Source organism: Cognaticolwellia beringensis, from assembly GCF_002076895.1.
Lineage (GTDB): Bacteria > Pseudomonadota > Gammaproteobacteria > Enterobacterales > Alteromonadaceae > Cognaticolwellia > Cognaticolwellia beringensis.
In genome coordinates this window covers 4,290,696-4,306,788 of record NZ_CP020465.1, presented here as the reverse complement: position 1 = coordinate 4,306,788, position 16,093 = coordinate 4,290,696, and the positions used below count along the sequence as shown (strand labels likewise).

13 protein-coding genes are annotated in these 16,093 nt (G+C 38.1%); 6 read left to right on the top strand and 7 right to left on the bottom strand.

All coding sequences use genetic code 11. From position 1 onward, the window contains the following. Nucleotides 1-66: 66 nt before the first annotated feature. Entirely contained in the window at nt 67-2,298 is a 2,232-nt protein-coding gene (locus tag B5D82_RS18150; protein ID WP_081153671.1) for an NADP-dependent isocitrate dehydrogenase, read from the top strand. Nucleotides 2,299-2,560: 262 nt separating this feature from the next. Beyond that, the gene (gene icd / locus B5D82_RS18145; RefSeq protein ID WP_081153669.1) at nt 2,561-3,811 is read left to right on the top strand and encodes an NADP-dependent isocitrate dehydrogenase; all 1,251 of its coding nucleotides are present in this window, start codon (nt 2,561-2,563) and stop codon (nt 3,809-3,811) included. 107 nt (nt 3,812-3,918) lie between these two features. Here icd and cspD read toward each other — a convergent pair whose 3' ends face one another. Continuing rightward, nucleotides 3,919-4,146 carry a cold shock domain-containing protein CspD gene (cspD, locus tag B5D82_RS18140; protein ID WP_081153667.1) on the bottom strand — a complete coding sequence of 76 codons (228 nt, stop codon included), beginning with the start codon at nt 4,144-4,146 and terminating at the stop codon, nt 3,919-3,921. A gap of 219 nt (nt 4,147-4,365) precedes the next feature. On the opposite strand from cspD, the gene clpS reads away from it, so the two are divergent. After that, nucleotides 4,366-4,686 (top strand): ATP-dependent Clp protease adapter ClpS, encoded by a 321-nt coding sequence (gene clpS / locus B5D82_RS18135; protein WP_081153665.1) that lies wholly within the window; start codon nt 4,366-4,368, stop codon nt 4,684-4,686. A gap of 28 nt (nt 4,687-4,714) precedes the next feature. Continuing rightward, complete coding sequence (gene clpA / locus B5D82_RS18130; protein WP_081153663.1) at nt 4,715-6,970, top strand: ATP-dependent Clp protease ATP-binding subunit ClpA; 2,256 nt, start codon at nt 4,715-4,717, stop codon at nt 6,968-6,970. 235 nt (nt 6,971-7,205) lie between these two features. Here the strand turns inward: clpA and infA are convergent, their stop codons facing one another. The 6 genes from infA to ald form a co-directional block, all read right to left on the bottom strand. Continuing rightward, entirely contained in the window at nt 7,206-7,424 is a 219-nt protein-coding gene (infA, locus tag B5D82_RS18125; RefSeq protein WP_011043571.1) for a translation initiation factor IF-1, read from the bottom strand. An 84-nt stretch (nt 7,425-7,508) separates the two neighbouring features. Next, nucleotides 7,509-8,210, bottom strand: coding sequence for an arginyltransferase (locus B5D82_RS18120; protein ID WP_081153661.1), 702 nt, complete (start codon nt 8,208-8,210; stop codon nt 7,509-7,511). A gap of 270 nt (nt 8,211-8,480) precedes the next feature. Beyond that, the gene (locus tag B5D82_RS18115) at nt 8,481-9,593 is read right to left on the bottom strand and encodes a tetratricopeptide repeat protein (protein ID WP_157673932.1); all 1,113 of its coding nucleotides are present in this window, start codon (nt 9,591-9,593) and stop codon (nt 8,481-8,483) included. A gap of 223 nt (nt 9,594-9,816) precedes the next feature. Beyond that, on the bottom strand, nt 9,817-10,527 hold the full coding sequence (aat, locus tag B5D82_RS18110) for a leucyl/phenylalanyl-tRNA--protein transferase (RefSeq protein WP_081153657.1): 711 nt from the start codon (nt 10,525-10,527) through the stop codon (nt 9,817-9,819). Nucleotides 10,528-10,530: 3 nt separating this feature from the next. After that, nucleotides 10,531-11,490, bottom strand: coding sequence for a thioredoxin-disulfide reductase (gene trxB, locus B5D82_RS18105; RefSeq protein ID WP_081153655.1), 960 nt, complete (start codon nt 11,488-11,490; stop codon nt 10,531-10,533). Nucleotides 11,491-11,715: 225 nt separating this feature from the next. Further along, nucleotides 11,716-12,837: an alanine dehydrogenase gene (gene ald, locus B5D82_RS18100; protein ID WP_081153653.1), complete on the bottom strand. Its 1,122-nt coding sequence runs from the start codon at nt 12,835-12,837 to the stop codon at nt 11,716-11,718. Between the two features lie 122 nt (nt 12,838-12,959). On the opposite strand from ald, the gene lrp reads away from it, so the two are divergent. Further along, nucleotides 12,960-13,442 carry a leucine-responsive transcriptional regulator Lrp gene (lrp, locus tag B5D82_RS18095; RefSeq protein WP_081153651.1) on the top strand — a complete coding sequence of 161 codons (483 nt, stop codon included), beginning with the start codon at nt 12,960-12,962 and terminating at the stop codon, nt 13,440-13,442. Nucleotides 13,443-13,543: 101 nt separating this feature from the next. Continuing rightward, nucleotides 13,544-16,093, top strand: a complete 2,550-nt coding sequence (locus B5D82_RS18090) for a DNA translocase FtsK (RefSeq protein WP_281255933.1) — start codon at nt 13,544-13,546, stop codon at nt 16,091-16,093.

Genomic DNA, 16,093 nt, shown 5'->3' with positions numbered 1-16,093 from the left:
CAATTTATCAAAATTGAATAGCTATCCATTTTATCGATTAATGGCAAATCAGCAAAGGATTTTTAAATGACCACAGATACATCAAAAATTATTTATACAATTACCGATGAAGCACCTGCTTTAGCAACGCATTCTTTTTTACCTATTGTTAAAGCATTTACCGCTTCTTCAGCTATCGATGTTGAAACTCGCGATATTTCATTGGCTGGTCGTATCATCTCTAATTTTCCTAAATACTTAACGGCTGAGCAACGTATGGAAGATGCTTTAGCTGAGTTAGGCGAATTAGCAAAAACACCTGAAGCTAACATTATTAAGTTACCTAACATTTCCGCGTCTATTCCTCAGTTGCAAGCAGCAATTAAAGAGCTACAAGCTAAAGGTTATAACTTACCTAACTATCCTGAAGAACCGCAAAATGAAGCCGAAGAGTCAATTAAATTAACTTACGCCAAAGTACTAGGTTCTGCGGTAAATCCTGTTTTACGTGAAGGTAATTCTGACCGTCGTGCACCAGGTTCAGTTAAGCAATACGCACGTACTAACCCGCATTCAATGGGTAAATGGTCACCTACGACTAAGTCACACGTAGCACATATGCAATCAGGTGATTTTTACGGCAGTGAAAAATCAGTCACTATTGATGGCGCAACAAACGTTAAAATTGAATTTGTTAGTCAAAACGGTGACGTAACTTTATTAAAAGAGCATTTAGCTTTATTAGACCAAGAAGTTATTGATGCATCAGTAATGAGCAAAAAGGCCTTGGTTGAATTTTTTGCTACCGAAACTGAAAAAGCAAAATCTGAAAACGTTTTACTCTCGTTGCATCTAAAAGCGACCATGATGAAAGTGTCTGACCCTATTATGTTTGGTCATGCAGTTAAAGTCTTCTACAAAGACGTTTTTGCTAAGCACGGCGCTACTTTTAACCAATTAGGTGTTGACGCGAATAACGGTATTGGCGATGTGTATTCGAAAATTTCACGCTTACCTGCACAAAAGAAAGCTGAAATTGAAGCTGATATTAATGCAGTATATGCAACGCAACCTGAACTTGCCATGGTAGATTCAGACAAAGGTATTACCAATTTACACGTACCAAGTGATGTGATTATTGATGCTTCTATGCCAGCAGCATTACGTGCCTCTGGTATGATGTGGGCGCCAGACGGAACGCAAAAAGAAACTAAATTCATGATCCCTGATCGTAACTACGCGGGTGTATTCTCTGCTGTAGTCGACTTCTGTCGTGAACATGGCGCATTTAATCCAACCACAATGGGTTCAGTACCTAACGTGGGTTTAATGGCGCAAAAAGCAGAAGAATACGGCTCACACGACAAAACATTTACCATGTCTGGTGAAGGTACTATGCGTGTTGTAGATGATAACGGTACAACGTTATTAGAGCATGCTGTTAGCGAAGGTGATATCTGGAGAATGTGTCAAGCTAAAGATGCACCGATTCAAGATTGGGTTAAATTAGCCGTTACACGTGCTAGAGCAACTAATGTTCCAGCCATATTCTGGTTAGATGCAAACCGTGGTCATGATGCTCAAATGATCAAAAAAGTTAACACCTACCTTGCTGATCACGACACTACTGGCTTAGATATCCAAATTATGGCTCCGGTTGAAGCTTGTGACTATACTCTAGCGCGCGTAGCTAAAGGTGAAGACACTATTTCAGTGACTGGTAACGTATTACGTGATTACTTAACAGACTTGTTTCCTATTTTAGAACTTGGCACCAGTGCAAAAATGCTTTCGATTGTGCCATTAATGAATGGTGGTGGTTTATTCGAAACAGGTGCCGGTGGTTCAGCCCCTAAGCACGTACAACAGTTCGAAAAAGAAAACCACTTACGTTGGGATTCATTAGGTGAGTTTTTAGCCTTAGCAGCTTCTTTAGAGCACTTAAGCGTTACTACCGGTAACACTAAAGCACAAGTGTTAGCTGATACCCTAGATCAAGCAACGGCTAAGTTTCTGCAAGAAAATAAATCTCCATCACGTCGTGTAAACGAATTGGATAACCGTGGTTCACATTTTTACTTAGCCATGTACTGGGCACAAGCGCTTGCAGAGCAAACAGCTGATGAAACGTTAAAATCAAGTTTTGTTGCTGTTGCACAAGCCTTGACTAAACAAGAAGCCAAGATTGTTGAAGAACTTAATGCCGCGCAAGGACCTAGCATGGATATTAATGGTTATTATTTTGCTGATGCCGCGTTAGCCGAAAAAGCTATGCGCCCAAGTGCAACATTAAATACGATTTTATCAAGCTTACTTTAAGTTTAATAAATAAGTAAAAAGCTAGGCCTTGCCTAGCTTTTTTTTGTCTAAAATTTAACAAGTAAGCTATTCAGTTTTTGAATAGATATCAGTTTTTTTTAAGAAAAGTTTGCAATTGATTTAAAGCAACGGTTTAATCATTCAGAGAAGTTATGTTAACTATCATGATTTCAGTATTAGTGTCACTGCGCTTTTTCGATTAGTTTAAAGGAAAAGAAATTAGCAAACGGCTATTTTTATTAGTAAATTTGGGAGATCTCGTATGTCGAACCATGTAATTATTCCTAGTGCAGGTGCTAAAATCACCTCAGAGCAAGGTCTGTTAAAAGTACCTAATAACCCTATTATTCCATTTATTGAAGGGGATGGAATAGGTGTCGATGTAACACCACCTATGATGAAAGTTGTAGATGCCGCTGTAAATAAAGCTTATGGCGCAGAGCGAAAAATTCACTGGATGGAAGTGTATGCCGGTGAAAAAGCAACGCAAATGTATGACTCAGAAACTTGGCTTCCCGATGAAACCTTAGCCATGTTCAAAGAATATAAAGTGGGTATCAAAGGTCCGCTTACTACACCTGTAGGTGGTGGTATGCGCTCATTGAATGTTGCTTTAAGACAAATTTTAGATTTGTATGTATGCCAACGTCCCGTGCAATGGTTTACTGGTGTGCCAAGCCCAGTGAAAAAGCCGAGTGAAGTTGACATGGTTATTTTTAGAGAAAACTCTGAAGATATCTATGCCGGTATTGAATATCAGGCAGGTTCTGATCAAGCTAAAAAAATGATCAAATTTTTGACCGAAGAAATGGGTGTTACAAAAATTAGATTCCAAGAGAATTGTGGTATCGGCATCAAACCTGTTTCTAAAGAAGGTACGCAAAGACTGGTTCGAAAAGCGATTCAATATGCTATTGATCACGACCGAGAGTCAGTGACTTTAGTGCATAAAGGTAACATCATGAAGTTTACTGAAGGTGCCTTTAAAGAATGGGGTTATGAATTAGCGCGAGAAGAGTTTGGTGCTGATCTATTAAACGGCGGTCCTTGGTGTAGTCTTAAAAACCCTAAAACGGGTAAAGAAATCATCATAAAAGATGTTATTGCTGATGCCATGTTACAACAAATTTTATTACGACCAGCAGAATATAGCGTTATAGCGACCTTGAACTTAAATGGTGACTATTTATCAGACGCTTTAGCAGCTCAAGTGGGTGGTATTGGCATTGCACCAGGCGCTAATCTAAATGATGACGTTGCCATTTTTGAAGCAACACACGGAACGGCGCCAAAATATGCCGGTTTGAATAAGGTTAACCCTGGTTCGGTTATTTTATCAGCAGAAATGATGTTACGACATATGGGCTGGACTGAAGCGGCTAACTTATTGTTAAAAGGTATGTCTGGCGCGATCAACGCTAAAACGGTAACTTATGACTTTGAGCGTTTAATGGATGACGCAACATTAGTGACTTGTTCTGAATTTGGCGATTGTATTATTGAAAATATGTAAAAGCTGACATTGGAAGTAGGCTTTGTATAAAATTTTACAAAGCTTTAACCATAAAAAACACAGCCATATTGCTGTGTTTTTATTTTATGCCAACAAAAAAATTTAAATTAATTGTCTGATTCTTCTTCAAGTTCTGATGGTGTAATACTTGCTGCGTGATCACCCTTTGGACCGGCGTTTAATTCGTAGTTTACATCCTGACCTGCTTTTAACGTACGGTATCCTTCCATTTGAATTGTTGAATAATGAGCAAAAATATCTTCACCACCATCCTCTGGACGAATAAAACCAAACCCTTTTGCATTATTAAACCATTTAACTGTACCGTGAGCCATACTTCAACATCCTTCTAAATTCATCGGTAATTAGGTATGCTTTCCTTCAAGCATTAACTAAAGCATCAATATTAAATATAGATGACCAAAAAGTAGCCATCAAAGTAAATCGTAGATAATAAATGAAAATAGTCAAGTGTTATGTTACATATTATTATTTTTTTAATTATTATTTTTAAATCTAAAGCAAAACTACAACTGACAGACTAATATAGAATTATGAGTAAATGGAAAGAGTTAATAGATGACCAAACAGTTCTTGATGATGAGGTTATTGAAAAATTTGAGAAACCCCCAATGTATAATGTAGTGCTATTAAATGATGACTATACTCCAATGGATTTTGTCATCGACGTATTGTGTAAATTTTTTAATATGAACGCAGAACAAGCAACAGATATTATGTTGGCGATTCATTATAAAGGGAAAGGGCGTTGTGGTACCTTTACTGCTGAAGTAGCAGAAACTAAAGTCGATCAGGTATTGAGTTACGCGACAAGCAATGAACATCCGCTGAAATGTACTATGGAAAAAGCGTAATAACGCAAGTTTTAAACTGGAGTAACCTATGCTGAATAAAGATCTAGAAGTATCGTTAAATATGGCTTTTCGTCAGGCTAAAGAGTCTCGCCATGAATTTATGACGGTTGAACATTTATTGTTGGCGTTGTTAGACAATCCATCATCCATTGAAGCTTTACAAGCATGTGGCGCTGATTTGGCGAATTTGAGAAAAGAATTATTAGCCTTTATTACGGATACAACCCCAGTTATTCCTGCCGGAGAGGAAGAGAGAGAAACTCAGCCTACGCTAGGTTTTCAGCGCGTATTACAACGTGCCGTCTTTCATGTTCAGTCTTCAGGAAAAAGTGAAGTCAATGGCGCGAACGTACTTGTTGCCATATTTAGTGAACAAGAATCACAAGCCGCTTATTTTTTAAAGAAATCAGATATTAGCCGCTTAGATATTGTTAATTATATCTCTCATGGTATCGCTAAAATTGAACAAGAAGGCAGTAATAACGAAGAACAGCAAAGCCCTGCAGGTGAAGAAGAACCTCGTACCATTGATAATTTTTCTACTAACCTCAATGAAGAAGCATTGAAAGGTAATATCGATCCCCTTATAGGTCGTGACAACGAACTAGAGCGGACTTTACAAGTGTTAAGTCGTCGCAGAAAAAACAACCCTTTATTTGTCGGTGAAGCTGGTGTTGGTAAAACAGCGATTGCTGAAGGTTTAGCGAATTTATTGGTATCAGATAAAGCGCCTGAATTTTTAAAAGATGCCACTATTTATTCGTTAGACATGGGCGCGCTGTTAGCGGGGACCAAATATAGAGGCGATTTTGAAAAACGCTTTAAAGCACTGTTAAAAGAACTTGAGCAAGACGGTAATGCCATTCTCTTCATTGATGAGATTCACACCATTATTGGAGCTGGTGCTGCGTCTGGTGGCATGTTAGATGCTTCTAACTTGATCAAACCTTTACTGTCATCAGGAAAGTTACGTTGTATGGGGTCGACAACGTATCAAGAATATCAAAGTATTTTTGAAAAGGATCGAGCGTTAGCTCGACGTTTCCAAAAAATAGATGTTGTTGAGCCAAGCGTAGACGACACCACGAAAATTTTACATGGCTTAAAAGAGAAGTATGAAACACATCATGGTGTTAAATACTCTAATAATGCTTTAAGAGCTGCTGCACAACTTTCAGCAAAATATATTAACGATAGATTTTTACCTGATAAAGCGATTGATGTTATTGACGAAGCTGGAGCCCGTCAGCAATTGGTGGCAGCGTCTAAACGTAAAAAAGTGATCAGTAATACTGATATTGAAAATATCGTGGCTAAAATGGCGCGTATTCCTGAGAAGTCAGTGTCTTCATCAGAAGTTGATAGCTTGAAAACGCTTGATCGTAACTTGAAGCTTGTTGTCTTTGGTCAAGATCATGCGATAGATGAATTATCGTCTGTTATCCGTCTATCTAGAGCAGGCTTAGGCAATGAACACAAACCTATTGGTTCGTTTATATTCGCAGGCCCAACTGGTGTCGGTAAAACTGAAGTTACCCAACAATTAGCAAAAGTCCTTGGTGTCGAACTGCTACGCTATGACATGTCAGAATACATGGAAAAACATGCAGTAAGTCGCTTAATTGGTGCTCCTCCAGGTTATGTCGGTTATGAACAAGGCGGCCTATTAACTGATGCCGTGATCAAAAACCCTCATGCGGTTGTGTTGTTAGATGAAATTGAAAAAGCGCATGAAGATGTTTACAACATATTATTGCAAGTTATGGACCACGGTACGTTAACAGACAATAACGGTCGTAAAGCCGATTTTAGAAATATTATCTTAGTGTTAACAACAAATGCCGGCGTTGCGCACACGGTTAAGCAATCTATTGGCTTTAAGCAACAAGATAATAGCCTAGACGCTATGGATGAAATAAATAAAGTATTTTCACCTGAGTTTCGTAATCGCCTAGACAACATTGTTTGGTTTAATCACTTAGGTGACGAAGTTATTCAGCAAGTGGTGGACAAATTTATCGTTGAGCTACAAGTGCAACTTGATGAGAAGGGTGTGTCGTTAGAAGTCACTAAAGATGCTAAGAAGTGGATGGCGAATAAAGGTTACGATAAAGCTATGGGTGCACGACCTATGGCTAGGTTGATTCAAGAGCATTTGAAAAAACCATTAGCAAACGAGTTACTCTTTGGTGAACTCACACAAGGTGGTGTTGCTAAAGTCGCTGTGAAGAAAGACAAGTTAGTCATTAACTATGAGTCGAAAAAGGAATTGGTCGAGCATTAAGCTCTAGACGTTGTGCAATACACTAACGGTATTGCACAACAATGACAAAACGTCATGGCCACAGGGATATTCGATTTAGTTCTGCCCGAAATAGACCCGTTGACTATTCACCAGCACATAAAAAAACCGAGCAAGCTCGGTTTTTTGTTTTATTAAATTGGCATTAATTAAATTTTAGTTATAAAAAAACTTTTATAAAACATTAAAGTGCTTTTAAAACTGAAATAATTAATTTCTATCTAGCACGGAAGATAATACGACCTTTAGATAAGTCATATGGTGTTAATTCAACAGTGACTTTATCGCCAGTTAAAATACGAATGTAGTTTTTGCGCATTTTACCAGAAATATGAGCGGTAACAACATGACCATTTTCCAATTCAACACGGAACATAGTATTTGGCAAAGTATCTAAAACAGTACCTTGCATTTCAATATTTTCTTCTTTCGCCATTGGGCGCCGAACCTCTAAATTAGTGCGTAAATAAAAAGCTGCGCAGATAATGCCGAATTGCGGCCTCAATGTAAAGCTATAGTGTTATTTATTTACGGTTTGCCATTGATTTTCGACTAAAATTTGGTGGGAAGTGTAACGATTTTTATAATTCATTTTACTGCACTCATCTATTTGGTATCCCAGGTAGAGAAATTGTCGCTTAAGTTGAGATGCCATTTCAATTTGTTTCAAAATTGAATAAACCCCAAGACCTTGTTTTCTATAACTCGGATCATAAAACGTATAAACCGCCGATAAGGCATCAGGAATATCATCTGTTACGGCAACACTAATTAATACGCCGTCATGCCAAACTTCAATGTAACATTGCTGGGTAATATCATTCTGGGTAAAACTTTGAAATTGCTCTGGTGTTGCGGGAAACATACTGCCATCACTGTGAATACTATTGACATATTGCTCGTATAACGGATAGTAGCTTGCTTTAACTTCTTTACTTAACGTTACATTAAAGTGCTGATTACGCTTTAATAAGCGTTTTTGGCTTCTTGAAGGTATAAACTCATTGACTAACACGCGTAACGATTTACATGCCTGACAAGCAATGCAGTGTGGGCGATAAATATCATTACCACTGCGCCTAAAACCTTGCTGCATCAGCCAACCATAATGTTCCCGATCATGTAATATTTCATCAACAGCAATTAATAACCGCTCTTCTTGTTCAGGCAGGTAATTACATGGAAACGGCTTAGTAATACCTAATTTATAATTTAAACTCATTAATGATGTACCTGTTTAAAAGTAGTTTAAAGCAAAACTATTTTATAATTATAAGCATTATTTCACTCAGATATGTCAAGTCAGGCATTAGCTCATAAAAAAAGATACATCAGGGGTTGGTATATCTGCATCAATAAACATTAAAGTACTTAACGTGGCCACTAATCCGCCGTAAGCCATAGCTATGGTTATTTTATTTAACAAACGACTGAGGTTTTCAGTATAAATAACTCAAAAGGGGCGTTAATTTGTGCGGGTAGCTGTGATCATTTAATAGAGTAAATTTGCCTCTTTTAACGTTAAATATGCTTTTTCGAATGCCTTAAGTTGATAGTATGTTTCTGCCAACATTTGCATTAGTTCAATTTGATCACGTTGCATTTGATAAGTTTTTGCCATGATAATAGTTTCTAATAGTAAGCTTTGACTTTCTTCAAATTCTTTGTTTTGGGATAAAATAGTCGCCATATTTTTACGAACATGAATTTTTACTCGCTCTGAGGTACTGGCATCAGCGGCAATAATTGCTTCATTTAAATAATTTTTGGCTTGTAGGAAATTACCTAAGTTATTTTGATACTCTGATAGTCTAGATAATGAAAATGCTTGATTGAGTTTATTTTTATCTTTTAAAGCTTCTCGGTAGGACTTCAACACCCAGTCGCTGGCTTGCTGCCAGTCCTTAACTTCATGATAGATTCGCGCCAGATTATAATAACCAATAGATAAATAGTGTGGGCTGCCATTTTGCATATATATTTCATTTGCTTGTAGCTGATATTTTTTAGCTATTTCAATTTCGCCTATCCTTTTATTTGCTGAGCTGAAGCGTTCAAGTATGATGGCTTTATCAAAGACACTAGGCAGCAATTCAAGATACTTTATGGCAAGGGTTAAGTCTTTTCTTGCTTTAGCATTGTTTCCTAACAAACTATAGGCATAAGCTCTTTCTACTAGGGCTGCAATCTTATAATTTAATAAATTTGACTGCTCAGCTTTCAGCACCGCCATATTCGCGGTAGCGAAGAACTCTTTAAATTGTCCCCGTTGGAAATAACCTCTTGATTGGCTAATAAGGACTCTCGTATGCCAGGGTTCATTAAGTAAACCTGTTGCCAAAGCTGACTTGGAGTATTCAAGAATTTTTTCAGGTTGGTCAATAATGTAAGCAACCTCAGCTTGAATAACTAACAATTTTGTTTTTAATGTAAGGGGTAATTCAGGATCAGATAATAACGCTTCAATTTTATAAAATACGGCTTGAGGATTTACGGAAATTTGCTGACTTAGCTCTTGCTCAATGCCAGTTGTATTGTAAGAAAACGCAAAGTTTGAATAAAGCACAACTAGCATTAAATAAAACCAACATCGTTTGTTTCTCAATTAATTCACCGCTATTTAATTCGTTATGTTACAGGTATATTTTATATAACAAATTTATAACAAATTTCAGCGGTTATTCATACTTATAATTTGTATGCAGGTCGTTAAATGTCTTATCCGTGGTTTTTTGGATAACCTTAAAAATATAATGATTAAGCAATCAAAAAAAGCTTGGCATGATAAGTCCCAAGCAGGCCGATACGGTAAATAACAAAAACGTTAATCAGTCTAAGGTTAGGGGTCTAGCTTGCCAAAAATTTGCCGGGGGAATAATCGCTTTTGCTGCAATTTGCTGCGTAATAAATTGTTGTCGAGAAACTTCTATGCAGCCCATGTCTGCTAAAAAAGGATTTAACATTTGGCAATCTATAAATTCTATATTTATAGATTTTAGTAACTGAGCTAAATACACTAAGGCGACTTTTGAGGCATTGCTCTTTCGATAAAACATCGATTCACCAGAGAAGTAACCATTCACAGCCACACCGTACAAACCACCAACTAAATGCTCATTATACCAAACTTCAATTGAGTGCGAACTGCCTTGACTGTGAAGTGTTTTATAAGCGGATATCATTGGATTAACAATCCAAGTGTTCTCTTTGCGGAAGGGGGCATCAGCACACAATTCAATTACTTGATTATAGTTTTTATTGAGTGTGACGGTAAACGTTTCTCGATTGAGCACTTTTTGTAGCGTTTTATTTACCTTAAGTTCAGAGATGTTAATAATGCCACGCGGATTTGGGCTCCACCACATCACTGGCTCGCCATCACTAAACCAGGGGAAAATACCTTGTTGATAGGCTTGAATAATTCGCTGGGGTGTCAAGTCATCGCCAAAAGCGAGTAAGCCGTTGGGTTCTTCTAAAGCGGTAGATAATGCGGGGAAAGTCGAGCTATTCGACGATAACCAAGGAATAGCTCGAGTCATTGACTAGTGACTGCCTTTTGCGTCTAAGTAACGCTCAGCATCTAGTGCAGCCATACAACCGGCACCAGCAGAAGTAATGGCTTGACGGTAAATATGATCAGCAACATCACCGGCAGCATAAATGCCTTCAACACTGGTTTGTGTTGCATTGCCGTTAGTGCCACTTTGAATGGTTATATAACCATCTTTCATATCAAGTTGACCGTTAAAAATATCGGTGTTTGGTTTGTGGCCGATAGCAATAAACACACCCATAACGTCAAACTCTTCTGTCGCGTCTGAATTCATGTCTTTAATACGAACACCGGTGACACCCATGTTATCACCAAGCACTTCGTCTAACGTGCGATCTAGGTGCAATACGATATTACCGTTAGCCACTTTATCCATTAAACGCTTAGTCAAAATCTTTTCTGAGCGAAAAGTATCACGACGGTGAATTAAATGTACTTCAGAGGCAATATTCGATAAGTATAAAGCTTCTTCAACAGCCGTATTACCGCCACCAACAACTGCTACTTTCTGATTTTTATAGAAAAAACCATCGCATGTTGCACAAGCAGAAACACCTTTACCCATAAAGGCTTCTTCAGAGGGTAAACCAAGGTACATCGCTGACGCACCAGTACAAATAATAAGTGCGTCACAGGTATAAACACCTGAATCGCCTTTGAGTTTGTATGGCTTCTCACTAAAATCAACTTCGTTAATGTGATCAAAAATAATTTCAGTATCGAATTTTTCAGCGTGCTTTTGCATGCGATCCATTAATGCCGGGCCGGTTAAGTCATCTGCATCACCTGGCCAGTTTTCTACTTCAGTGGTGGTAGTTAATTGACCACCTTGTTGTAAACCGGTAATCATTACAGGTTTTAAATTCGCACGTGCGGCATAAACTGCTGCGGTATATCCTGCAGGGCCTGAACCCAAAATGAGTAACGGGCAATGTCTTGCTTCGCTCATGAACTACTCCAAAAAATATATTAATGTCTTAATAGTTGGGATTCTAAGTGATTATCTCAAGAGAGCAACAAAGAAATAATTATAAATAATCATTTATTTTACAAAACTGCACGGCTATTTTTACAGATCAACGTGGTATCGGGCCTTAAGTTTGCTTTGTTGTTAATACTTAGAAAACAAAAAAGCCGCTATTAATTAGCGGCTTTAAGCATTTTATATAACCTATTACAGCGTTGCAATGGCTACTTCTGGTGCAACATATTCATAACCCAGTACATCAGCAACTGGCTTATAAGTAACTTTTCCACCTAAAACATTTAAACCGGCCATTAAGTGCACATCATCAAGTAGCGCTTGCTTAGCGCCTTTGTTTGCTAAAGTCACTGTAAATGGCATAGTCGCATTGGTTAATGCCATAGTCGATGTTCTTGCAACACCACCTGGCATATTAGCAACACAATAATGTACAACTTCATCAACTACATAAGTAGGATCTTGATGAGTGGTAGCTTTAGAAGTTTCAAAACAGCCGCCTTGGTCAATGGCTACATCAACGATAACAGCGCCTTTTTTCATCATCTTAATATGTTGTGCTGTCACTAACTTAGGGGCAGCTGCACCTGGAATTAATACCGCACCAATAACTAAATCAGCTTCAACAATAAGTTGATCCATAGCATCTGCAGTTGAGTAAACCGTTTTTAAACGGCCATCAAATTCTGTATCTAACTGGCGAAGGCGAGGTAAAGAACGATCTAAAATAGTAACATCAGCACCCATACCAACCGCCATACGAGCAGCTTGAGTACCAACAACACCACCACCAACAATTAATACTTTAGCTGGAGCAACACCTGGGACACCACCTAATAAGGCACCTAAACCACCTTGTGCTTTTTCTAAGGCATGTGCACCGGCTTGAATAGACATACGGCCAGCTACTTCAGACATCGGGGCTAAAAGTGGTAATCCACCGCCATTTTGCGTTACTGTTTCGTAAGCAATACAGGTAGCGCCAGAAGCAATAAGTAGTTCTGTTTGCTGTGGATCTGGGGCTAAATGTAAGTAGGTAAAAAGAACTTGGCCAGGACGAAGCATTTTACATTCGTTTGGTTGCGGCTCTTTTACTTTGATAATCATGTCAGCGCTTGCAAATATTTCTGCTGCTGTATTAATAATTTTAGCACCGGCTGTGATGTATTGTTCATTATCAAAACCGATTTCTGCACCACCATTATTTTCAACGATAACGTCATGGCCATTAACAATTAATTCTTTAACGCCTGCTGGAGTTAAGCCAATACGGTATTCGTGGTTTTTTATTTCTTTAGGTACGCCAATAATCATAGTTTTATCTCTGCTGTAAAATATGAAACTAGTATAATCACTTTGTTTCGAATTAACCTGTCGTTATTTTTATTTTGTTAGGATATAATCCTGTTAACAGTTAATTTATCAGTTAATTATATATGAGTTCTTCAGTTGAGAAAAAAATAGATCGTATTGATAAAAACATATTATTTGAATTACAAAAAAATGGCCGATTATCTAATATAGAACTTTCAAAAAGAGTGGGTTTAAGTGCGACACCGTGTTTAGAAAGAGTAAAACGGTTAGAAAACGACAAATTTATTGTCGGATATCAAGCCATTTTAAATCCAAAAAAACTAGACGCTGCTTTGTTAGTTATCGTTGAAATAACCCTAACTAAAACCAGCCCTGACGTTTTTGACGACTTTTCTAAGGCGGTTCATGAATTAGACGTTATTCAAGAATGTCACTTAGTATCAGGTAATTTTGATTTTTTACTTAAAACGCGTGTAGCAGATATGACCGCTTATCGTGAATTATTGGGAAATACTTTATTAAGGTTGCCTGCTGTTAGCGAAAGTAGAACTTATGTGGTGATGGAAGAGGTAAAATCTTCAAATCACTTGCCGATAAAGCGCTAAAAGCCTTTATTCACGGTAAATGTTTGCTATTACGTTTTATTCGTCGCTAATGTTTGGTATTTTAGCAGTATTATAATGATAATTTTCATAAGAGTGTGCATTTGTCTTCCCAATCTCCCAAGTTAAATGGCGTTCAGCGCCTTCTCGAAGCAGGACTTTTAGTGTCTTGCGTTTTTGCTATGTTTATCATGCTAGCCTTATTCAGTTTTGACCCCGCCGATCCCGGTTGGTCACAAACCGGTTATCAAAGTCCTGTACGTAACTTAGGTGGTGCGGTTGGCGCGTATTTATCTGACTTATTATTAAATTTATTTGGTTTAATCGCCTATAGCCTTCCTTTTGTTATTGCCATTACCGGCTGGTTATTATTTCAAAAATATCATCAATTAATCCGCTTAGATTATTTAACGCTGGGTTTAAAGTTTATCGGTTTTATTTTGTTTTATATCGGTATTACGTCGATTGCTAGTATGAATTTTGATGATGTTTTTTACTTTTCAGCAGGTGGTATTCTAGGTGACGTTTTAAGTAATTCTCTGCTACCTTATTTTTCATTCGTTGGAAGTACGCTGTTATTTGTAACATTTTGCGGTTCAGGTTTTGTCTTATTAACCGGTATATCATTACTTAATGCTATCGATAGAGTAGGGGAGTACGCTATTCACGCTATTGAATACAGCTTAACAATCCCTTCACTGATCAAATACCATTTAGGTACAAGTCTCGATAAAGAGTCAAAAACGTCAACATCTAATCAGACTGAACCGGCTGCTAAAAACTTAAACATTGATCATAAAACCTCTGCAAGCGTAAGTGATAACAATGTTACTGAACATTACATCGCTTTTGAGAAAGAGTCAGACGAAGTCAAAAAAGCGCTTGAAACGATCAGTGAAGCCGAGCATGAGAGTATTTTTGCTAAAAGTGATGATGACAGCGCCTATAACACGCGTGAAAAAGAACCCTATGTAGATATTGATGAGTTAATGGGCGAACCGCTTGCCATGAATGTGCAAGAGCATGTCAGTGATGACGAAATTGCCGCCGCCTTTGAACCGGTTGAAAAAATTATTGTTGATGACGAACCATCAACATTACATGATAAAATTTATCAGCAACTAGAAAAAGACAAACCCGCTGAACCCAATTATAACGATATGCCGTCATTAGATTTGTTGGATCGCAAAGACAAAGTTGAAAACCCCATTGATCAAGAACAACTTGACCTAGTTTCTCGTTTAGTTGAAGCAAAACTGATGGAGTTTGGTATCAAAGCCGAAGTTGTTGGGGTCTTCCCAGGCCCAGTAATAACTCGTTTCGAGCTCAACTTAGCCCCCGGTGTTAAAGCCAGTAAAATTACTAACTTATCGAAAGATTTAGCGCGTTCACTTTCTGCTAAAAGTGTACGTGTTGTCGAAGTTATAGAAGGTAAGTCAGTCATTGGTATTGAATTACCCAATAAACATCGTGAAACCGTATTTTTTGCTGATGTGATCTCTTGTGATAAATTTGCGAATTCAAAATCGAATTTAGCCATGGCTATCGGTAGTGACATTTCAGGTCAACCGGTGATTGCGGATCTCGCTAAAATGCCGCATTTATTAGTCGCGGGTACTACTGGTTCAGGTAAATCTGTTGCGGTTAATACCATGATTGTCAGTATTTTATATAAGTCTTCGCCTGAAGATGTTCGAATGATAATGATCGACCCTAAGCAAGTTGAATTATCAGTGTATGATGGTATTCCACATTTACTATCAGAAGTCGTCACCGACATGAAAGAAGCCGCTAACGCGCTTCGTTGGTGTGTCGGTGAAATGGAGAGACGTTATCAATTAATGTCGAAACTCGGTGTTAGAAACCTTAAAGGCTATAACGACAAAGTTGCCAAGGCCATTGCTGCAGGCGAGCCCATGATAGACCCGTTGTGGCAGCCTAGCGATGCTTTTACGCAAACGCCACCGACCTTAGATAAATTACCATCAATCGTTATTATCGTTGACGAATTTGCCGACATGATGATGATAGTAGGTAAAAAAGTTGAAGAACTTATCGCTCGAATAGCGCAAAAAGCGCGTGCTGCTGGTATTCACTTGATTTTAGCGACTCAACGTCCATCAGCCGATGTTATTACCGGTTTAATTAAAGCCAATATTCCTACACGAATGGCGCTTAGGGTACAATCTCGTATTGAATCTCGTATCATCTTAGATCAACAAGGTGCTGATCAATTACTTGGTATGGGTGACATGTTTTATTTACCGCCAGGTGAAGCGGTACCTATTCGTGTTCATGGAGCCTTTGTTGATGACCACGAAGTACATGCGGTAGTGAATGACTGGAAATCAAGAGCAGAGCCTAATTACATAGAAGAAATTCTTTCAGGTGATACAGATCAAGATATTTTATTACCAGGTGAACAAGCCGACGCCGATAGCGAAGAAGAAATTGATACGCTTTATGATGAAGCATTAGCCTTTATCACCGAAAGTCGCCGGGTTTCAATTTCCAGTATTCAACGTAAATTTAGAATTGGTTACAACCGTTCAGCGCGTATTGTTGAACAAATGGAGTCAAATGGTGTCGTATCTAGACCTGGCAATAATGGCGCAAGAGAAGTATTAGCACCACCGCCAATTAAGGAGCACTAA